This window comes from Robinsoniella sp. RHS (assembly GCF_001029355.1).
Classification (GTDB): Bacteria; Bacillota; Clostridia; order Lachnospirales; family Lachnospiraceae; genus Robinsoniella; species Robinsoniella peoriensis.
In genome coordinates, this window is sequence record NZ_JNGB01000089.1 from 1 (window position 1) to 21,587 (window position 21,587).

At 40.4% G+C, this 21,587-nt stretch carries 21 protein-coding genes; 1 reads left to right on the forward strand and 20 read right to left on the reverse strand.

Going from position 1 to position 21,587, the window contains the following annotated elements; genetic code table 11:
- The 13 genes from RHS_RS22520 to RHS_RS22580 form a co-directional block, all read right to left on the reverse strand.
- Nucleotides 1-763, reverse strand: a 763-nt coding sequence (locus RHS_RS22520) for a sugar phosphate isomerase/epimerase family protein (RefSeq protein WP_395023371.1), incomplete at its 3' end; no start/stop codon positions are given.
- Between the two features lie 90 nt (nucleotides 764-853).
- The gene (locus RHS_RS22525; protein WP_047834434.1) at nucleotides 854-1,645 is read right to left on the reverse strand and encodes a zf-HC2 domain-containing protein; all 792 of its coding nucleotides are present in this window, start codon (nucleotides 1,643-1,645) and stop codon (nucleotides 854-856) included.
- Complete coding sequence (locus tag RHS_RS22530) at nucleotides 1,630-2,133, reverse strand: sigma-70 family RNA polymerase sigma factor (protein ID WP_047834435.1); 504 nt, start codon at nucleotides 2,131-2,133, stop codon at nucleotides 1,630-1,632. The genes RHS_RS22525 and RHS_RS22530 overlap by 16 nt, the downstream gene beginning before the upstream one ends.
- 352 nt (nucleotides 2,134-2,485) lie before the next feature.
- Nucleotides 2,486-2,692, reverse strand: coding sequence for a hypothetical protein (locus RHS_RS22535; RefSeq protein WP_027296271.1), 207 nt, complete (start codon nucleotides 2,690-2,692; stop codon nucleotides 2,486-2,488).
- 106 nt (nucleotides 2,693-2,798) lie between these two features.
- Entirely contained in the window at nucleotides 2,799-3,491 is a 693-nt protein-coding gene (locus RHS_RS31680; RefSeq protein ID WP_395023374.1) for an Ig domain-containing protein, read from the reverse strand.
- Nucleotides 3,492-3,509: 18 nt separating this feature from the next.
- The gene (locus tag RHS_RS22545; RefSeq protein ID WP_395023376.1) at nucleotides 3,510-4,634 is read right to left on the reverse strand and encodes a hypothetical protein; all 1,125 of its coding nucleotides are present in this window, start codon (nucleotides 4,632-4,634) and stop codon (nucleotides 3,510-3,512) included.
- A gap of 2 nt (nucleotides 4,635-4,636) precedes the next feature.
- Nucleotides 4,637-5,218, reverse strand: coding sequence for an RNA polymerase sigma factor (locus RHS_RS22550; RefSeq protein ID WP_027296269.1), 582 nt, complete (start codon nucleotides 5,216-5,218; stop codon nucleotides 4,637-4,639).
- A gap of 291 nt (nucleotides 5,219-5,509) precedes the next feature.
- Nucleotides 5,510-6,202 carry an L-ribulose-5-phosphate 4-epimerase gene (locus RHS_RS22555; protein ID WP_044293888.1) on the reverse strand — a complete coding sequence of 231 codons (693 nt, stop codon included), beginning with the start codon at nucleotides 6,200-6,202 and terminating at the stop codon, nucleotides 5,510-5,512.
- 1 nt (nucleotide 6,203) lies between these two features.
- The gene (gene araB / locus RHS_RS22560) at nucleotides 6,204-7,880 is read right to left on the reverse strand and encodes a ribulokinase (RefSeq protein ID WP_047834436.1); all 1,677 of its coding nucleotides are present in this window, start codon (nucleotides 7,878-7,880) and stop codon (nucleotides 6,204-6,206) included.
- A 50-nt stretch (nucleotides 7,881-7,930) separates the two neighbouring features.
- Nucleotides 7,931-9,427: an L-arabinose isomerase gene (araA, locus tag RHS_RS22565; protein ID WP_027296265.1), complete on the reverse strand. Its 1,497-nt coding sequence runs from the start codon at nucleotides 9,425-9,427 to the stop codon at nucleotides 7,931-7,933.
- Nucleotides 9,428-9,449: 22 nt separating this feature from the next.
- Nucleotides 9,450-10,547 (reverse strand): GntR family transcriptional regulator, encoded by a 1,098-nt coding sequence (locus tag RHS_RS22570; protein ID WP_044293887.1) that lies wholly within the window; start codon nucleotides 10,545-10,547, stop codon nucleotides 9,450-9,452.
- Between the two features lie 252 nt (nucleotides 10,548-10,799).
- On the reverse strand, nucleotides 10,800-11,441 hold the full coding sequence (locus tag RHS_RS22575; RefSeq protein WP_044289697.1) for an NUDIX hydrolase: 642 nt from the start codon (nucleotides 11,439-11,441) through the stop codon (nucleotides 10,800-10,802).
- Nucleotides 11,442-11,471: 30 nt separating this feature from the next.
- Nucleotides 11,472-11,957 (reverse strand): flavodoxin domain-containing protein, encoded by a 486-nt coding sequence (locus RHS_RS22580; RefSeq protein ID WP_047834437.1) that lies wholly within the window; start codon nucleotides 11,955-11,957, stop codon nucleotides 11,472-11,474.
- A gap of 394 nt (nucleotides 11,958-12,351) precedes the next feature.
- On the opposite strand from RHS_RS22580, the gene RHS_RS22585 reads away from it, so the two are divergent.
- Complete coding sequence (locus RHS_RS22585) at nucleotides 12,352-13,080, forward strand: YitT family protein (protein WP_083267305.1); 729 nt, start codon at nucleotides 12,352-12,354, stop codon at nucleotides 13,078-13,080.
- A 144-nt stretch (nucleotides 13,081-13,224) separates the two neighbouring features.
- On the opposite strand, the gene RHS_RS22590 is transcribed toward RHS_RS22585, so the two are convergent.
- From RHS_RS22590 to RHS_RS22620, 7 genes are all read right to left on the reverse strand, one after another.
- Nucleotides 13,225-13,545, reverse strand: a complete 321-nt coding sequence (locus RHS_RS22590) for a DUF2007 domain-containing protein (protein ID WP_063837261.1) — start codon at nucleotides 13,543-13,545, stop codon at nucleotides 13,225-13,227.
- A 346-nt stretch (nucleotides 13,546-13,891) separates the two neighbouring features.
- Nucleotides 13,892-15,931: a DNA mismatch repair protein MutS gene (locus tag RHS_RS22595; protein ID WP_047834438.1), complete on the reverse strand. Its 2,040-nt coding sequence runs from the start codon at nucleotides 15,929-15,931 to the stop codon at nucleotides 13,892-13,894.
- A 148-nt stretch (nucleotides 15,932-16,079) separates the two neighbouring features.
- Entirely contained in the window at nucleotides 16,080-16,871 is a 792-nt protein-coding gene (locus RHS_RS22600; RefSeq protein ID WP_047834439.1) for an ABC transporter permease, read from the reverse strand.
- A complete protein-coding gene (locus RHS_RS22605) occupies nucleotides 16,868-17,662 on the reverse strand; it encodes an ABC-2 family transporter protein (RefSeq protein WP_047834440.1) in 795 nt (264 codons plus the stop codon). The genes RHS_RS22600 and RHS_RS22605 overlap by 4 nt, the downstream gene beginning before the upstream one ends.
- The gene (locus tag RHS_RS22610) at nucleotides 17,659-18,651 is read right to left on the reverse strand and encodes an ATP-binding cassette domain-containing protein (protein ID WP_027296257.1); all 993 of its coding nucleotides are present in this window, start codon (nucleotides 18,649-18,651) and stop codon (nucleotides 17,659-17,661) included. The genes RHS_RS22605 and RHS_RS22610 overlap by 4 nt, the downstream gene beginning before the upstream one ends.
- Before the next feature lie 592 nt (nucleotides 18,652-19,243).
- Nucleotides 19,244-20,416, reverse strand: coding sequence for an NADP-dependent malic enzyme (locus tag RHS_RS22615; protein ID WP_027296256.1), 1,173 nt, complete (start codon nucleotides 20,414-20,416; stop codon nucleotides 19,244-19,246).
- Nucleotides 20,417-20,440: 24 nt separating this feature from the next.
- Nucleotides 20,441-21,394 (reverse strand): L-lactate dehydrogenase, encoded by a 954-nt coding sequence (locus RHS_RS22620; RefSeq protein WP_027296255.1) that lies wholly within the window; start codon nucleotides 21,392-21,394, stop codon nucleotides 20,441-20,443.
- Nucleotides 21,395-21,587 lie beyond the last annotated feature (193 nt).

Here is a 21,587-nt window from a genome sequence, read left to right on the forward strand (position 1 = left end):
ATCTCTTCTCTGAGGAGATACATATCCGKTTATTTTGTCTCAGCCATTGAATGATGGTATCGTAAGCAATTATGCCTTCTCCCAATCTGGCAGGAACGTATGCACGGTTATCATCCAGTGTGAAATCTTTAATATGCATCACATCTATGTATCCGCCAATTTTATCCAACCACTGGCTCCAATATTTCTCCTGATCCGTATTTTCCGGAAATTCCAGGAGATTAGAAGCATCAAAAATCAGACGCAGATGCTCACTGTCCTGTACCTGGTCAATCACATCCAACACTGCTTCCACATTTTCCAACGGATGCCAGTATACCGGTTCTACTGCCAGTTTTACATCCAGCTTTTGCGCTTCTTCCATAACGCGTTTTATGCTGTCCATCATGAATGGGTACCAGATTTTCTTTTGTTCTTTGCTCAGGTGAGGATAAGCCGTTTCTGTACCTACCACCTTTGCTCCTACTTCTTTACTGTAAGCAAGGCACATTTTTAAGTTCTGCACCCCGTTGGCGCGAATCTCCTCATCCGGGTTTCCAAGATCCATATAACAGCCAAATACAGGAATTTCAATCTGATGCTCCTCAAATGCTTTGCGGATTCTCTCCAGATGCTTCAGGCTTATATCACTGTATTGTTCAATTCCTTTAAAAGCCTTTGGCAGCGCCAGCTGGGCTGCCTGATAGCCCTCTTTGTGCAGTACTTCTGCCAGTTCTTCGATCTCCATTTTCCCATAGTCATGGGCACGAACTCCAATTTTCATAGTCTCCTCCACTCAAAAGCGTATTTGCAGCATGATCTGCTGTGTCATTCTATTAAACTACCACAACTGAATTTTCTTGTCAAAAGTTTTCTACGCTTTTTTTCCTGCTGCTTTCTTTTTATTCCGGTACCAGTTCCCAGCGATCCAGAAAATAACCACCAAAATCAGGCTTGACAAACTATTTATTACAATAACTCCGATGGATGAATTTTTTGTTCCCTGCATTGCCAGGACATAGGCATTGCTCAAGGTGTTGGTAACTATATTTCCCGGTATGCCAAGTAATGTCAGAAATGCCAGACTATGCCAGATATTGAAATGGAAAAGCCGAATCGCCAGATCAGTCACCCAGACAATTACCAGCCACACACAGGTGATCGGAACACCCAGTCTCCATAGCCAGGCTCCTGTATATTCAACGCTAAAATCCTTTAGTGTATATTGAATAATCATCAGTAACGGTATAATGAGTACGGTAATACATAACAGCGTCTTCTCTGGTTTATATTTTTTTGATTTAACTAATACATACCCGCAGGCCAATGCAAATACTACGCTTCCTGCTACAATCAGCGACCAGGTAAATGTTCCGTCGATGGCGAAATTTACGATCATACACACGATAATGCCAATGAAGCCAAGGCCTGCCAGCCCCCCTGTGATATACCTGAGTTGTGTCCATCCCAGATACTTCTTAAAGTTCTTAACCTCGGGAGCAGTCTCTACCTGTATTTCTTCACGCATCTCTAGATAGATTTCTTTGCACTTTGTACATCCTTCCAGATGTTCTTCGATACTCTCATTCGTTGCCCTGCCAGTCATATGTTCTATATAATTAGGCAGCAAATCCCTTACAATTTCACAATCTATTTTTTGTCCCATTCTTTTCTTCCTTTCACTAATTTCTGTTTTCCTCTGTAAAAAGTTACTCTTGCCCATGTTTCTGATTTCCCAAGTATGTCTCCTATCTCTGCAAAACTCAGTTCCCCGGTAAGCCTTAAATATATCACTTCTTTGGTCTGTTCATCAAAATGATGCAGCTGTTTAAAAAGCTCTACTTTTTCAATATTCAGCAAATAATCATTTTCAATGTTTTCATATGACGGTATCTCTTCTGTCAGTTCATTAACAGATACCTGCTGTTTTTGCCGCCTTCCCAGTTCCCGGTACCAAAGCCTTTTTGCAATCTGGCACAGCCAGACCGATACTTTACAGTCACCCCGAAACTTTTCAATTCCTCTTGTAGCCTGATAGAAAGTTTCCTGGGTCAACTCCTCAGAAATGTCAGCATTATGGGTCAGGCAGAACAAATATTTATAAACTGCTTTCACATTATTTTCATATATCTGCTCCATACTCTGCTTATCCATCTCATCCACCAAGACCGCCCATTCAAACAGTTTGAAAGTACTGGGCAGAATCGCTTCCTTTCGTAAAATTATCTTTCAAACTTAACCCATGAATAGCTCAAGCAGGCTTGTGCTATTCCCAACTCATCAGTGTGAAAGCGATTTTTCTTTCACACTTTCACCTCCTGTCTATAAGTTACACAAATACACGATTCGTTACAGTAATTTCAAAAATATTTTTATTCAATAAAAATACCGCTATTCCCTTAACCGGGAACAACGGTATTTACATTTTCCATAGTCATAAATCCAGTTTCTGCAGTTTACAGACACCGATCCCGCAGCCGTATCATTTCTCCAGCAAAATCATTTCTCAATCAATTTTATTGAAAATTACCGTCTTTTCTTTTAAAGAAATTTTACCTGCCTGATATCCATATTCCGTTAGTTCTTTTTTATAATTCAAAAAAGAGTGATCTATCTCAATTCCTGCAATGTTTTTAATTTCTTCAAACGTCAGCTTTAATGATGGACTGTCAGTTTCTTTAACGTATTCCCAAAGAGGATTATATTTACTCATCGTACATTTCTCCTATAAATATTCCTGTTGATCTGTAGGTCATATTTTACCACACACATACATTAAAGTCATTCTTTTTTTGCTTTTTGTTATATATCTACCCGACTTAATCGTCATATCTTTCATTTATCAGCTCATACTTATCTTCCAGATAATCTTCTATACTGTCTTTGTAATCTTCCAATTTATCTAACTTTCTCTCAAGAGACTTCATCTGGCTATAGGAAAGTTTCCCCTCATGATAAGCATCTTCTATCTGGTCATCTAAACGGTCTGCCTTTCGGTCAATGGCATCCAGTTCCCGTTCAAAATTCAAATATTGCTGTCTCGCTGTTAACGCATCCGCTTCAACGTTTGTTTTCTTAATATTATTGAACACTTTTTTATACTGTTTGCGGTAACCATCAATCTTATCTTCCTGTTTTTTTACAGAAACTCCTTTTGTCTTATTCTGTACCGTAATCTGGAAATCTGCTTTTAACTTTGTATTCTTAATTTTGACCGAAATGACTGCATCTCCAGTTTTCATAGCTTTTACTTTCGTATCATCATCTCTTTTTTCCAGCACTTTAACTACTTTGGGATCACTGCTGGTCCATATAATGTTACGGTCTCTTACTTTTGCTTTCCCCGGGAGAATTTCGCTGTCCAGATCCATGGTCTTACCTACCCGCATAACATTATTGCCACCTTCAATCATAATCTGCCGCGGTTTCGGTGCCGCTAATGCTGTTGCTCCCATCATCAGAAATGTACATCCCATTAAAATCACTGTTTTTGCCATCTTTTTCTTCAACATAATTATTTACCTCCATTATCAATCGTCATTATCTGGTTCATCGTCATCGTCTAAATCATCGGATCGTTCATCCAGGTCCTCGTCATCCCAGTTTTCGTCATCGCGGTTCAGGTTTTCTGCATCGTTATCTAATTCGTCTGCGTCATCATTCAAATCCTCCAAATCCTGATCGAAATCATATGCATCATCATTTAAGTCGTCCGGATCATTATATAAATCATCCTCATCGTCCCTATCATCTATGTCATCCTCATCGTCTGAATCATTATCCCGGTAACCCCCATCTCTCTGATCGGATCCTCTCTTCTGCATTTTCTGCTTATTCCCGGTGCTTCTTGAATCACTACTCTCTTCAATGATATCTTCCACATTTTCTAAAATAGATTCATCGGATTCATATCCTGCCATATCTGAAATATCGATGCTCCTAATCCTGATCAGCTGGGCAATCTCCTGCATGGTCATTTTTGCCAGCTGTTCCATTTTCAGTTCCGGATCTTTTTTGATCAGCTTTAATAAAAATGCCGCCTTACCCTGGGAAATCTCATATTGCTGCGCAAGACCAGATATTTCCTCACTGCTTGTAATCTCCTGGTTATAGATGACCCCTTTGATATTTTTTTTATCCAGTACCTGCCTGATGTCTCCTACAATAGACTGACAGATTTCATCTGCTTTCTTTGTGTCTTTGTTTTCCACGGATACCAGAATAGAATTATTCACCTCTGTTATATAGCCTTTTCTCACCATAGAGCCAATTAACGCATTCACAGCTGTGTTTAACTCCACATTCTTAAGATTCATATCTGCTATTATAATTTCACCATCTTTATTGAGAGCCTTTACCTCCTTAACCAGATTCTTACGGTTTGTCTGAATCTCAACACTTGGATTGACATCAATATCAATTGTAGAATCAATCTGATTGTTCCAAAAAATACGGATACCCAATATAAGAATCAGACAGGCTGCTAACGCTGCTGCGCCTCTAAAAGCCAAATGAATTTTCTGCCAGGATTTTGGTTCATCCAGCAGCCATTCTTCTTTTTGCAGCTTCTCATCTTCAGATGCTGCCACTTTGTTAAAAACGTCAGGAGTAATGTCTTCTACTGCTTGTTTCAATCCTTGCTCGATCTTTTGCATATCTAAGACATCCTCCCTTCTATGTAATTTCGTAGTTTCTTCATTCCGCGGTTATATTTAGACAGTACTGTAGAAAGGGGGAGTTTCAGTAAGGCTGCAATTTCCCGGTGTTTCATCCCGGTATTGGCATGCAGAATAATAATCTGCCGCTCTTCATCCCCTAAAATGGAAAACGCTGCTTCCAGTAATAATTTATTTTCCTTATCCTCTACTGCTGAAAAGTCCAGCATATTCTCAAGCTCTTCATAAGGTGATGTCTGAGTATTTTTATCTTTTCGAATCTTCATATAAGAGAGATTTCTTGCAATGGTAAATATCCAGGCAAGGGGCTTTCCCTGAGGCTTATACAAATGCGCTCCTGTTTTGATCTTGATATATGTCTCCTGCAATATATCCTCTGCATCATACTGATTCTTCAATATCGATAAAATAAATCCATAGACTGCCTTGTAAGTTTGGTAATACATCGTCTCTAACGCCTGCATATCTCCCTCTGCAATCTGAATAAATAACTCTTCTTTCACAATCTGACCCAGCCGTTGATTTTCATTTTGCTCTTCCGGAATTAAACAAAATAGAATCATTCGTAATTCACCTGTATAAGATTGTCTCTTTCCCTTTCTATTTAGTTAATGCCTGTGGTAGCTGTTTTATTGCATGGTAAATAAAAAAATTTGCAGAAATTTATTTATAGGTTTATATTAACATATCAGGGGGTTTGGAACAATCAGCATTGGAATATTTTAGGTGATTTGCTGGAAAGGCACTTTGTGGTTAGTAATTAGTAAACTCAAAAAAGGACCTGTCCCCAACGTCCTTCCACCAGACATTGAGCATAGGCCCTTTTTCCTATTTTAGAATTTTACATCCACACTCTATTTTCCCTGACCGTAATAAGCACCCTCGCCGTGTTTGCGGTAATAATGTTTATCCTGCAGTTCCTGTGGCGCCGGCTCTACCTGTCCGTTGATGCGTTCACAACGGGCTGCCATTTTTGCCACTTCCTCTAAAACCACAGCATTATGTACTGCTTCATGTCCGTCTTTACCCCAGGTAAATGGTCCATGGTTTTTACATAATACTGCCGGCATAGCCTTATAATCATTTTCCTTAAAATAATCAGTAATCAGAAGTCCTGTATTTTTTTCATAAGCATCTTCAATCTCGTCTTTGTTCAGGCATCTTAAGCATGGAACTTCTCCATAGAAATAATCAGCATGTGTTGTACCATAGCATGGGATACTTCTTCCGGACTGTGCCCAGCTGGTTGCCCAGGAAGAATGGGTGTGCACAATTCCGCCTATTTCCGGAAATGCTTTATATAATTCTACATGAGTGGGCGTATCGGATGAAGGATTGTATTTTCCTTCTACCTTATTGCCCTCAAGATCCATTACTACCATGTCTTCCGGTTTTAATTCATCATAGGGAACACCGCTTGGCTTAATTACAAATAATCCTTTTTCTCTGTCTATTCCGCTTACATTACCCCAGGTAAAAGTAACCAGCCCGTATTTTGGCAGATCCATATTTGCAAGGTAAATCTCTTTTTTTAATTCTGCTAACATCTTAATTCTCCTTACGTGCTTCTGCTTTAATGGTTTTCAGGCGCTTCATAACATCATTTGCACCGCGTCCGAAGTAATCGTGTAAAATCTTAAACTCTGCGTAAAGTTTCTTATATGCCTCAACATTTTCCGGAATCGGCTTATATGTCTTCTCTTCTACTTTACCCATAACCTTTGCTGCGTCAAAAATGGAATCATATCCGCCGTTTTTGGAACCTGCCGCTACCGCACCGAACATTGCTGCGCCAAGTGCCGGAGACTGATCCGATGCTCCGATAAAGATTTCTTTTCCGGTTACGTCTGCATAGATCTGCATCATCATCGGGTTTTTCTTGGAAATACCGCCGCATGCATACAGTTCATCTACCAGAACTCCGGATTCTTCAAAAGTTGTAATAATCATATTTTTGCCATAAGCCGTTGCTTCGATTAATGCACGGTACATTTCTTCCGGTTTCGTTGTCAGGGTCATTCCCATCATTAAACCGGTCAGATCGACATCAACAAGGCAGGAACGGTTTCCATTCCACCAGTCAAGTGCGAGGAGTCCGCTTTCACCGATTTTTAATTTGCTGGCTTTTTCAGTAAGAAGCTGATGGATTCCCATACCTTTTGCTTCAGCCTCATCATAGTAAGCCTTTGGCACACAGTTTTTCACAAACCATTCAAAATGATCGCCTACACAGGACTGACCTGCTTCATAGCCATAAAATCCTGGAAGAACACCATCTTCCACAACGCCGCACATGCCCGGTACTACTTTTTCCACTTCACTGACCATAATGTCACAGGTAGAAGTACCAATAATCATCAGCATTTTGTTTGGCTCTGTTATACCAACTGCAGGTACCGCAACATGGGCATCTACATTGCCGACTGCAACTGCAGTTCCGGCTTTTAAACCAATCCTGGATGCCATATCTTCGGTTAATTCCCCTGCTTTTGCTCCCTGCGGATATATATCTGTACTGAGTTTTTCTTCCACCAGATTTTCAATTCTTGGATCCAGCGCTTTATAAAATTCCTTATCCGGATATCCTTTTTGTTTATGCCACAGTGCCTTATATCCAGCAGTACAGCTGTTCCTTGCTTCTTTTCCCGTTAACTGCATGGTTACCCAGTCAGCTGCCTCCATAATTCTGGCTGCCTTATCATAAATATACGGTGCTTCATCCAGAATCTGCATAACCTTCGGTACTAACCATTCAGAAGAAATCTTACCGCCATACCTTGCAAGGAAATCTTCGCCCCTCTCCTCTGCAATCCGGTTCAATTTATTAGCCTGCCCCTGAGCAGCATGGTGTTTCCATAACTTCAGCCATGCATGAGGTTCTTTTTTCAGATCTTCATGGAAACAAAGAGGTGTTCCCTTTTCGTCAACCGGCAGAATGGTGCATGCCGTAAAGTCAATGGACATACCGATCACATCAGCCGGATTTATCTGCGATTCCTTTAAAACAGCCGGTATGGTGATTTCCAGCACTTCCAGATAATCAGCCGGATGCTGTAACGCCCAGTCCGGACCCAGTTTTGTTCCGTCCGGAAGAAATTCATCCATAACACCATGGGTATATTCTTTTACTGCCTGTGCCAGAATTTCCCCATTAGTGACGTCAACCAATACCGCTCGTCCTGATTGTGTTCCATAATCCACACCAATCGAATATTTTTTCTCCATTATCCACATTTCTCCTTTATTTTTATAAATTTTGTACACATCGCATATTTCTATCTGTAGTAAACCTCTCCTAAACGTAAATCACTTCTAAATGAACGGATATTCGTATCCTTATCAATATAAACTGCTTCAATGCCCATCGCTGCTGCCCAGTCACCCATCTGCTCTGCTGTCAGGTCATAAGAAAATGCGGTATGATGTGCTCCTCCTGCATAAATCCATGCTTCAGCTCCTGTTGCAAGATTTGGTTCCGGTGTCCAGAATGCAGTTGCTACCGGTAATTTAGGCATCGGTTTTTCCACTTTCTTACAGTTCACATTGTTGATAATCAGACGGAAACGGTTCCCCAGATCAACCAGTGAAGTGGCTACTCCTGCTCCTTCTTTGGATGTAAATACAAGACGTGCCGGATCTTCTCTGTCACCCATTGACAACGGATTTACTTTAATGCCAATCGGGCCTTCTGCGATCGTCGGGCAAACTTCCAGCATATGAGCCTGTAAAATTCCTTCTTTGCCCGGTACCAGGTTATAAGTATAATCCTCTAAGAAAGAAGTACCCTTTGCATCTTTCACGCCGTCAGCCATAATCTTCATCAGACGTACCATAGCTGCTGTTTTCCAGTCACCTTCGCCGCCGAATCCATAGCCTTTTTCCATCAGCCTCTGTATAGCAAGTCCGGGAAGCTGTTGTAAAGAACCAAGATCACCAAAATGTGTTACGATTGCCTGATAATTTTTCTCTTCCAGGAAACGCTCAAAACCAATTTCAATACCTGCCTGTACCGCCATGTGTCTGCGGAAATCCAAGGGGTCCCTGCCCTCTAATATCATCTCATATTTATCATAATACTCTTCCACTAATACGTCAATGTCACCTGCTGTTACATTCTGGACATATTCTGCGATTTCATTTACCGGATAAGCATCAATCTCCCAGCCAAACTTAATCTGTGCTTCCACCTTATCACCTTCGGTAACCGCAACATTTCTCATATTGTCAGCCACACGGCATACACGGATATGACTGCTTTCCATAATACCCACAGCCGTTCTCATCCACTGTGCAATACGTTTCTGCACTGCTTCGTCATCCCAATATCCTACTACTACTTTTCTTTCGATCCCCATGCGGGTTACGATATGTCCGTATTCACGGTCTCCATGAGCAGACTGGTTTTCATTCATAAAATCCATATCAATGGTGTCATAAGGAATTTCCTGGTTAAACTGTGTATGTAAATGAAGCAGTGGTTTTCTGTATTCCTGCAGTCCTAAAATCCAGGATTTTGCCGGGGAAAACGTATGCATCCAGGTAATCACACCTGCACACTCTTCATCCGCATTTGCTTCATTGAATGTTTTACGGATTAATTCATTTGTAATCAAAGTTGGTTTCCATACCACTTCAAAAGGAAGTAAACCAGATGCATTCAATCTCTCTACAATAATTTTAGAGTGCTCCGCTACCTTTCTCAAACATTCATCACCATATAAATCCTGTGATCCTGTGGCAAACCAAAACTTGTAATTTTTTGCTGCTTTCATTTTAATAATCCTCCTTAATAATTTATATTTTTTGTTTTGTAGATTCTCTTATAATTAACTCGGGCTTAATCAGCCGTTCCACCCTGCTTTCTTCCGGGGGAACCTTACGTATCTGCTCTAACAGCAGTTCTGCAGCCATCTCTCCTAATTTTTCCTGTGGATGGGCAATAGTCGTAAGGGGAACCAGCCCATTTTCGGATATAATAGAATTATCATATCCCGTTACGGATACATCCCGGGGAACTTGTACGTTCCTTTTTCGCAGTGTCTTAATAACTTCCAGGGCAATCTGATCATTGTAAGAAACCACCGCATCCAGGGGAATCTTTTGCGTGACCATGCGTTCCACCATCAGTACCGGCTTGCTTTTCCTGTCTTCCGTATGAAACCAGATCACCATATCAGGGTCATAGGGTATTCCCGCCTCGTTCAGTGCTTTCACATAGCCCTTGTGGCGTTCTTTTCCCTGACTGTCATCTGCCTTAAATACACCTGCAATATGTACGTGTCCCGTATCCAGCAGATACTTTGTCAGTAAATACCCTCCCATACAGTCATCCATCAGTATATGAGGCTTATCTTCCATCTGAGGATACAGCCCCTGGATAAATACATACGGTATTTCATACTCATCCAGCATTCCATACAAGTTCATATGCCTGCACAGAATCTGGCTTTTACTGGGCTCAATAATCAATCCGTCAATATCCTTTGTCAGAATATCCTCCAGTACTTTTGCCTCATTTCCACGACTGTTTCCTGTATTCTTCAGCATAATGCTGTAGCCGTTTGCCGTCAGCACCTTGTCTATACCCTGGATCAACCTTGGGAATATGTAATCCGAAATATAAGTAGTAATTACCGCAATATTCCTGGACTTTTTCTGATGTCCCATACGTTCCGAGCAAAAAGTACCACGTCCATGCTGCGCTGTCACATACCCTTCATTCGTTAAAATGGAAAGTGCCTTACGCACTGTATGCCTGCTGACTTGAAAGGTTTCTGACAGTTCATTTTCTGACATCAGCTTCTCTCCGGGTTTAATCCTGCCGGATAAAATATCATTTTTCAGCTGCTCCATTAACGAAAAATATTTTGTTTTTCCATTCTCACCTGTCATAGGCACCTCCTTGTTTTTATTATATAACTTGTATGCTCATACCTACAAGTTGTTGTTTTAAATTTTTATTTAGAATAGTAACCAGAAACTGATATTCTTAAAAATTAGGATCTCCTGTACACTGTATGCATAATTAAAGCAACGTCTTAATTTTAGATAAAGCAAGAGCCGATAGTATGCGGGAAATATGATATCAATATCCTCACAAATTATCGGCTCTCATGCTTTGCATATGGCTCTTTAGTTTCATCTTTAATCAACCGGCACTTCCCACGCCTCATCGGCAAACGCCCGAAAACACATTTCCACCTGCTCCCTGTTATTTTTCTCTTCCGCAAGTTTCGGCAGATCATCCAGTCCAAAGTATCCGCTTCCGATGGTTTCTATATTTTCCTGAAAAGTACCGCCTACAGCCTCGCATAACATAAAGATCTTACAGATTCCATATGCGTACACCGGTAGATTATGCAGGTTTCTGTCCTGGACTGCAATCAGTTTCACCGCCACAACATCAAGACCTGCCTCTTCTTTTACTTCTTTTATAGTATTAGATTTTACCGACTGGTTTACGTCAACCCAGCCGCCGGGCAGTGACCAGGTTCCATTCTTCTCTTTCACCAGAAGTATTTTCCCATCCTTGAATATCGCCGCCCTGGTATCCAGCTTTGGTGTCTGAAATCCGGTCTCATTACAGAATAAATCTTTTACTTTTTCCATAGATAATCCGCTTTTTTGGCTGACCATTTCGGCTGCAATTTCACGGATTCTTTCAAACCGTTCCAAGTCAAAGTGATCCTTTGAATACGTCAATCCTGCCTGTGCTATAAATTGAAGTTCCACTGCAATATCCAGCCATGTGGTATCTGAGCTGATTCTGTCATCCTTCTGTCCCATATTTCCATCCTCCGGTTACGTAAATACCTGTCATTCAAACAATTCTTTCGTTTTTTCTGCTATTCTGGTTCCAAACACTTCGAAAACTGCCTTGCTTTCTTCAAAATTCTCTTTTAATGCCACTGCCCCTAAATGTATAAAAGGCTGTCCCTGGGTGGAACCGCCGGAATATAACAGCATACCGTCTACCATGAGATGCATCAATATCGTGGAAATAGCAATATCTGCACCTCCCTGTGGATAGTCAGCAGTTGCAAAAGCTGCACCGATTTTCCCTTTGAGGTAGGTATTGCTTGTTTCATCCAGCCACTTTTTGATCTGCCAGCAGGGATTTGCATGATAAGTAGGTGTCCCCACAACAACAGCCCTGCTTTCCCGGACAAACTTCATATCAACATGGTCAATATCAAATACTCCTGTTTCTACCTGTGATACTCTTCTCATGCCTTTTGCAATCATCTCCGCCATTTCCTTCGTCCTGCCAGATTTACTGTAATAAACAACCGACATTTTCATCGTATATTATCCTCCTTCATCTATTCACCTGAAACTAATCCATAAATCAGCCTAACACAACCAACGCTCCATATTTTCTGCTTCACTAACTAAACCTGATCCGACAACATCAATCAGCTTCTTATCTATGCCCTATCTTACCAATCATGTACTGCTATAATTCATTCTATAACGTATCCTCCTACATTGCAAATAAATATTACACAATTCTTTTTATCTGTGATGAGCTTCAAGAATCCTGTGCCTGGATGGTGAAATTTGAAGTATCCTAACATTTAAACAGGTTATCATCACTTTTTGTCATTGCAAATCTTTCATTTTTAATTATAATAAACTGTGGCAGAAAACATAACTGCCTGTAGAAGGAGAAGAAAAGGTTGAAGGAAATTTATATATGGAAAGGAAGCCACTGGGTGATTCTTTCGACCTGTTTTATTGTGGCAGTATTGCAGTCATGCCTGCAATATGCAAGGGTATAATTATGAAAAATAAAAAGAAAAGAATCGGTATGACAATCGTTGGAGTATTTCTGGTTGGCTTCAGCATTGGACTATTTAAAATGGCTGTCTGGGGGACTGATCCCTTTACCGTATTCTGCAATGGTTTGGCAAACTTATTTCATTCCAGTTACGGTGTTATCTTTCCAATTATCAGCATCGTGTTATTTACGATTATCTGGTTTCTAAACAGGCATTTATTTGGATTTGCAACCATATTTACCATGTTTGGAATGGGCATTGTTGTTGACTTTTTCTCAAATCTGCTGCAGCAAATATTTCAAAATCCTGGAATTCCTGCACGGGGTATTTTTCTGGCAGGAGGAATTCTGATCATGTGCTTTGCTTCTTCTCTCTATTTTACCGCTGATATGGGAGTATCTACATATGACTCAATTGCCCTGACTCTTTGTGAAAAGACCAGGTTTCCTTTTAAAATATGCCGTATTACAACGGATCTGATTTGCGTTCTGATCGGATTCGCTTTCGGAGCTCCTATTGGTATCGGTACTCTGATTACCGCATTTTTTATGGGACCGCTGATACAATATTTTAACAGAAAATTTTCAGAACCTTTCCTGTACGGACACACTCTGGGGATCGCAGAACGTCTGAAGCTCCGTTAACAGGAAAAGCAGAGTAGCCGGGTGCTTTTCCACTCTTATCTACTCTGCTTATTTTATATTCGTAATTCCTTATCTTTTTGATATAAGCATACTTACATGCTGATTTCTGACATGCTGGTTTCTGACATACCCGCTTCCCGCAGACTACTGCTCCTCAGTTGCTTCTTCTGCTGCCTTTCCAAGCTCTTCATCTGTCATCTGACTGTTTTCATCCCAATCCACTTCATCCATAATTGCTTTTGCCTGATCAAAATACGTTTTTCCCACCATAATATCAGTTCCATAAATGGAAGACCCTGCATAGATTCTCAGATATCCGCCTACGCCTCTGTCCTGAACCAAATATGGGATATGATTATCTTCCAGCAATCCTTCGATAAGCCCCAATTCATAATTGTTACTTGCCGTACGAAGTAAAATCAGATCACTGTCCTGTTTATTATCTGTATCTTTTTTTCCGAACATATAGATACCTCCCTTTCATTGGCTAAATGCCATTCCTAACTCCTTATTAACTGTTACAATTATTATAACATTTCTGACAATATAATACAATCAAACTTTCATTCTGCCTGGGATGTATGATTTGAAATTATTTCCTCTATACCCAACTATAAACTATTGCGATTATATTACAAAACTGTTACAATTCTATTGTACTTAGCTAATACAAATAAAGGCAAAGGAGGATAATACCCATGTGTTTTACAAACTGTGAAGACTTATTAGCCTTTATCCGTAATTGTTTCGGATGTTAATATCATGGCTCTGACATTTGTCAGAGCCATTTTAAATTTATATATCTAAAGTTTTACGATTCTTTCAGATTAACCGGAACCTCTAATCCTTTTACATATTTTCTTTCCATAAGATGGCGGGCTTTACGGTTCTCCACAGTATCAAAAATAATAGAAAAATCATAATCTTCCGGATACATATCCTCTGCTTTTGTCTTTATCTGAAGGCGCTTATGATTCACCAGAACCTTTTTTTTCTGAATTTGTACCCCTACATCTCCTTTTACATCCGCTGGCTGGTATACGATACCAATTTTTTTCTGTGGATATACCATAACGCTGTCCCCAATATGAAATCCTTCAGAACGTTTTTGTGTTTGGCTTTCTTCTTTTTCCATTGGCGCTTTTTTGGTTCCTGCCGCTTTTAGAATCTGCCCGGATCCTTTATGCTCTATCTTTTCCGGCATATTTTCCGGCATATTTTCCAGCATATTTTCCGAAATCTCTTCCAGGCCTTTCTCAAATAGCCGCTCATCTAAACCATTTTCCCTCCGCAGTTTTACTTTTTCATTATTATCCTGCTGCTTAGAATCAACTTTATAAGTCGCCTCATATGCTCTTTTCAGCATCTTAGCAGGCATACCCAGTCGTTTTGCAATGTAGAATGCACAGCTTTCTCCGGCTTCACCAATCTCCAGTCGGTATAATGGCTTCAGACTTTCTTTATCAAATGCCATTCTGGCATTTTGTATTCCTTCCGTCTTTTCTGCATATTCCTTAACTTCCGGATAATGGGTTGTAGCGATAAAACTGCAATTACTGTTTTTCAATTCCTCCAATATGGCAATTGCAATCCCCATTCCTTCTGCAGGATCAGTTCCTGAACCCACCTCATCCATTAATACCAGGGACTCCTTATCCACCAGTTCTAATATATCGATGACATTTTTAATATGGGCTGAGAACGTAGAGAGATTTTCCAGAATGCTCTGGTTATCTCCAATATCACATAACACCTGGGTATTCATGGCTAAATCTGCCTCCTCACAGGGAACATGCAATCCGCATTGTGCCATAATCGAGAACAGGCCTACTGTTTTTAATGCTACCGTCTTTCCTCCCGTATTTGGTCCGGTAATGATAATTCCCCGATGATGCTCTCCCAGTTCCAGGTTCAGCGGCACGCAGTACTCCCGGCCAAGCAGGGGATGCCTGCCATTAACGATCCGTATTCTTCTGCCGGTATTGATCTCTGGTTCCACTCCCTGCATCGCTGCACTTAATTTTGCTTTAGCAAAGATATAATCCAGTTCTTCTATATATTCCAGATTCAGTAGTATCTCTGCCTTATACTCTCCTACACAGGAAGACAGGGTATATAGTATCCTGCGCTCTTCATTGCTCTGCGCGATATCCAATTCACCCAGTTCTGCTTTCAGCTTTGATACACTGGATGGCTCTATAAAGTACGTTGCTCCTGATGAAGAGACGTCAATCACACTGCCGCTGATCTTCAATTTATGCTCTTTTTTTACCGGGAGTGTATAGTGTCCGTTCCGGTTGGAAATGAAGCTTTCGGAAAAGCACTCTTTCTTACTTTTCAGCATATTGTCCAGTTTCATTCGGATATTGTTAAGAATGCGGTCTTTCTTTTTTCTGATTTCTCTCAGTTCTTTCGATGCATAATCGTCAATCTGTCCGCTTCGGATACAGCGTTCAATTTCTTCTTTTAAGATTTCCAGATCTGCCAAGCCGCGTCCGTATTCTGATATCTTAAGCCCCATTTCGTCACTCTTTTTAAGATAACGGGTTAAACGCATCCCCAGTACAGCAAAGCGGCTGACCTGTTCTAATTCTTCTATACTGAGCATTTCTCCTTTATATGCACCTTCTGCAATCATATCCATCTGATCCGTATTGGATAACGGAGGCGTTCCGTCCCGGTCTAAAAGCATTCTGGCTTCTGTTGTTTCCTGCTGCCGCTTCCACAATTCTGCTTCATCCATGATCGGTGTCATTTCATCAAATTTTTCCCTTGCCTTTTGCGTCACCGTATATTCTTTTAGTTTCTCTGTCATTTTATCAAATTCTAACATTTCTATATATTTATTCATTTTTATACCTATTATTAATAGCAGGTATGCCTGCTATACAGCCACACTAAAACCGGTTGAAAGAATCGCTGAGTGGCTTCCTTTCAATTTTATCATTTTCTTTCAACCTCACATCTATCATTTTCCTTAAATAATGTCCGCAGATACATTAACTGCTGGCACTGTTATAATGTCTTAATCCTAATTTCCAAAAACGAAGCATAAGAGCAGTGAAAGCTACCACAATTACCACTCCGAAAACAATTCCCTGTATTGACAGTGAATTTGTCAAAACCTGCGTCGGCAGCGTTGCGATTACACCATAGGGTAGAACCACATAAAAAAAGATTTTAAACCCGCTTTGGAACACCACACCCGGTATTTTCATACACAAATCCAATCCGGCCTCTTCCAGTTTCAATATCCCCGTTGTGGAAATAATAAAAAATGCAGTTGTCCGCAGCATCACTTCAAGGTCATAAAATAACAATGTCATAATCAATACAAACAAAATATATCCGACGACATGGATCATACGAATCTGAAATCCTCCGACCGATACCCCATATGCAATAATTCCTGCACTAAACAGTATCTGTGGCAGAGTACCCGGATTGACTTTTTCAAAAGTAATACGCAAAAGCGGATTCACCGGTTTTGTCAGGTACAAATCCAGCTCACCGTTTCTTACTTTATCCGGTATGGTCAGCAATCCGAAAAAGTAAATCGTCATGTTAAGGGCATCAATCATGGAAAATGTCCCTATAAAGATGATCATTTCCCCCTGTCCCCAGCTTCCTATCTTGTCAACATTCGAAAATATAGCCTGAAATACCAGTATCTGTATAAGAAACAGGCTGGTATCCACAAATAGCGGTCCAAAAAATCCTAACCGGAATGCCATCAGATGTGTCATTCTGAGTTTCAGCAATTCTTTTATAAATCTATAATTATTTCTCATATTCCAACTCCATCATATTTTATACGGTACCTTCCAAAGAACACCTGGTTTAACACGGCAAAGAATAAACTCCATATCGTCAATACCACCATACCGGTTAAGACCTCATCCTGACATTTGCCAATCAGAACCATGGATGGCAGATAGGTGACATAGTAAAACGGAAATATCTTCATAACCATGGTTACGCTTTCAGGAAGTAATGCCAGCGGGATTAACGTACCGGTAACCAAAGCTACCAGGTTATCCTTTATCATAAGGAATGTGCTGATTTCCTGAAATCGAAAAGTCAGTATTCCCAGAAAATAGTTCAGCTGAACCATAAATAGCATTCCCATTATTACCAGCACCAGTGCCGCGAATATCATCTCCAAATTTCCGGTAAATACAAAACCAATGGGAAATACCATCATCCAAAGGGCAAGTGCTCCCAGAATACATCCGCCATAAAAAACGGTCGTTCCTATCTGTCTGGCAATGTAATACCGCAGGGTTCCCATCGGAAGAATCATATAACTGGAAAATGTCCCGTTCCTTATTCTGTCGCTGATATCCTGACCGATTTCTCCGGAAGTATCAATCTGGGACAGGAAGGAACTTACGATATAGTAGGACAGCATGGCATGAAATGTAAATCCGGCAACTTCCTGCTGTTTTCCGAAAATAGCCCCCCAGAGCAGATATGCAAATAATATTTTTGTAACCATTATAATTAATTGGAAAACGGTATCCGCTCTCCAGATCAGCTGCTGCTTTAAATAAATTTTTGTAACCTCCATATATTTCCTCAAACTTCCACCTCCCCGCTTTTATAAATACGTTCCACCACATTACCTACTTCTTCTTCCTCAACTGTGATATCACTTGGACCATAAGACTGCATTAAGTACTCCAGCAGGCAGCCCGCCTGACTTTTTTCCACTTGTATCACTACTTTAAACGGTGTGGACTCCAGGATCGTACAGGTACATTTTTTATCAGCTTGTACAGCCTCAACAGGATGGTCAAATACAGCGGTAATCTTCTTAAAGCGCTGGTATTGTTCGAATAGCCGTTGTGTCTCTCCGTCATATATTTTCTTTCCGCCATTTACTACAACCGAACGATGGCAAAGCAATTTAATATCCTCCATGTAATGGGACGTCAGCAAAATGGTCGTGCCTTTTTCTTCATTTACCTGCTTCAAAAATTTCCGGATCTGTTTCCCGGCAACCGCATCCAGTCCAATGGTTGGTTCATCCAGAAATAATATTTTCGGATTATGTAACAGTGCCGTCATCAACTCCAGTTTCATCCGCTCGCCCAGTGACAGGGTACGGACCTGAACGTTCATTAAATCTTCTACTCCAAATAACTGTACAAAATACGCCTTACTTTCCAGGAACTCCCTTTCAGGGATCCCATATATCTCTTTATAAAGACGAAGTGTATCCTCCGCCGTCAATTCAAAAAACAACTGACTCTTCTGCCCCATTACAATTGCATATTGCCGCTTAAACTCATTTTCCAGCTTATTCGGTTCGAATCCCAGAACACGAATTTTTCCGCTGGTAGGTGCAATAATACCGGTCAGCATCTTCACCAAAGTGGTCTTTCCGGCCCCGTTAGCTCCAATCAGCCCTACAAATTCCCCTTCCTTAACATCCAGATCAAACTGATCTACTGCATTTTTAGCCGTATATTCCCGCCTGAACAGCCCCTTTATACTTCCGGAGAGCCCTTCCTTTTTCTGATAACGCTTATACTGTTTACTTAATCCGCTTACTTCAATCACATTCATATTGATTCCCTTTCTCTAAATACATCATAAAAGCCCACCGAAGGTTCTGCCTTTCATTAATACAGCATCATTCCTCTCCTCCCTGTAATCGGAGTTGAGAAAAAACGCTGTACAAGACGTACTGCTTCGGTGGGCTTAATCATGTTTCAGGGAATTTCACACGTATTCCTGTTTTCAGACACAAAAATAAAGCCAGTGACAAAATGGTCTGATGTGAGAACACATCTCCCTTTGTCATGAAAGTATAAAGCAGTCTGTAAGGCAGAGTGAAACAGGCATTTCTTTATCAAATGCCGGTCTCCGGGTTCACTTATAGCGTGAATTCACGCATAGTTTCAACCCTGGTAACTATTTTGTTACCGCACTCTCATTTACAGACACACTTAACATACAATCTTCCTCGCTTTATTATTAATGAGTTTATTATAACTTATAAATGCAAATTGTCAATAGAATTTTTTTCCTAAATATCAAAAAATCCCTGCGTTTAAAAAAAGAGAACCACAAAGCAGGTTCTCTTTTCATTATTTATCTAAGTATACTCAAGCTTTATGCCATACTTGGGCCTGTTTAAAATAATTTAAAACACGCTCTAGATTCTGGCAACTCCGGTTTCTCTTGCTACTTTTGCAACAGCTTCAGCTACTGCCTGAGCAACAGACTTGTCCAGTGCGCTTGGAATAATATATTCAGCACTTAATTTGTCATCCGTAACGAAAGATGCAATTGCTTTTGCAGCTGCAATCTTCATTTCATCGTTGATTTCGCTTGCACGTACATCCAGTGCTCCACGGAAGATTCCCGGGAATGCAAGTACGTTGTTGATCTGGTTCGGGAAATCACTTCTTCCTGTACCAACTACTGCTGCTCCTGCTTCTCTTGCAAGGTCAGGCATAATCTCTGGTGTAGGATTAGCCATAGGGAAGAGAATTGGATTTGCGTTCATTTTCTTAACCATTTCCGGTGTTACACATCCAGGTGCAGAAACGCCGATAAATACGTCAGCACCTGTTAACATTTCTTCTAAGGTACCTTTGCGGCAGTCTAAGTTTGTGATCTTAGCCATTTCTTCTTTTTCCTGGTTCATGTTATCGCGTCCCTGGTAGATAGCACCCTGTCTGTCACAGAGAACTACATTCTTTAATCCCATAGCGATTAATAATTTGATGATAGCGATTCCGGCAGCACCAGCTCCGCTAGTTACTACTTTAATCTCATCAATTTTCTTACCAGTCAGTTTTAATGCATTTAAAAGTGCTGCAAGTGTAACAACAGCTGTACCATGCTGGTCATCATGGAAAATCGGGATATCACAGCAAGCTTTTAATTTTTCTTCGATTTCGAAGCAGCGTGGTGCAGAAATATCTTCCAGATTGATTCCACCAAAGCTTCCAGCAAGTAAACTTACTGTCTTAACAATATCGTCTACTTCTTTAGAACGAATGCAAAGCGGAATTGCATCTACATCACCAAAAGCTTTGAATAATGCACACTTTCCTTCCATAACCGGCATTCCTGCTTCCGGTCCGATATCTCCAAGACCTAAAACTGCAGTTCCGTCTGTAACAACAGCTACCAGATTTGAACGTCTTGTGAGGTCATAGCTTAAGTTTACGTCTTTCTGGATTTCCAGACAAGGCTGAGCTACACCCGGTGTATATGCTAAAGATAAATCGTCCTTATTTTCCAATGGTGCACGGCAGATAACTTCGATTTTACCTTTCCACTCGCGATGTTTCTTTAATGATTCTGATGCGTAATCCATTTTTTATTCCTCCTAGATTGTCTCTTAAAATTCAAGAGTTGATATTATATTTTTCAGCACGTTAGCGCTGTTTAATAACTTCTCTACTTCTTCCTCTTTTAACTGAGGTTCAAGTGTCTTAACAAGGCCTGAGCTGTTGACGATGCTTGGGATACTTAAGCATACATCTTCCATTCCATACTGTCCTGTCATAAGACTGGAAACTGCCATTACGGTATTACCGCCGCGCAGGATGTTATCGCAAAGATAACGTACAGACATAGCTATTGCATAGTTTGTGGCACCTTTATTCTGAATAACTTTGGCTCCGGACTCTCTCATTTCTTTTTCCATAGACATTAAGTTGTCTTCCTGGATAAATTCTTCTCCAAATCCTGCTGCTTTCTCATAAGCATCGATCGTCATACCTGCAATGCTAACTAAAGACCACGGAACTACAGATGAATCCCCATGTTCGCCTAAAACATAACCATGAACATTTCTGGAACTGATTCCCAGTTTTTCTGCTACGATTGAACGTAAACGACTGGAATCAAGAAGTGTACCGGATCCGATTACCTGATTTGGTGAAAGATTTGTTACTTTTAATGTTGCATATGTAAGAATGTCTACCGGATTACTTACCAATACATAAATTGCATTTGGCGCATATTCAGCAACCTGAGGCATAACACTTTTGATTATGTCTACGTTGGATTGTGCCAGTTCGATTCTGGTCTGACCTGGTTTTCTGGCTCTGCCGAGGGTTACGATAACAATATCGGAGCCTGCCACATCTTTATAATCACCTGAATAAATATTCACTGAATTTGAGAATGGAGTACCCTGGATAATATCCATAGCCTCTCCTTCTGCCAACTGCTTAGCAATATCCACTAAAACGATTTCAGAACATACGCCTCCAACGGTCAGCGTATAGGCGATGGAAGATCCCACTCTTCCTGATCCCAGAATACTAATTTTATAGCTGTTACTCATCTGTACTTACCTCCACATTTTAATGTGAAGATAATAACACATTTAGAATTTTTTTACTAGTGCCTTACGTCATTTTCATATAAACTTTACATAAATTTTACAATTCACTTATACCACATTTTTAGTTACAAATCAACTATGTATTTTTATACACTCTGAAAATCATTGATTATTAGACCACATCTCAATATTT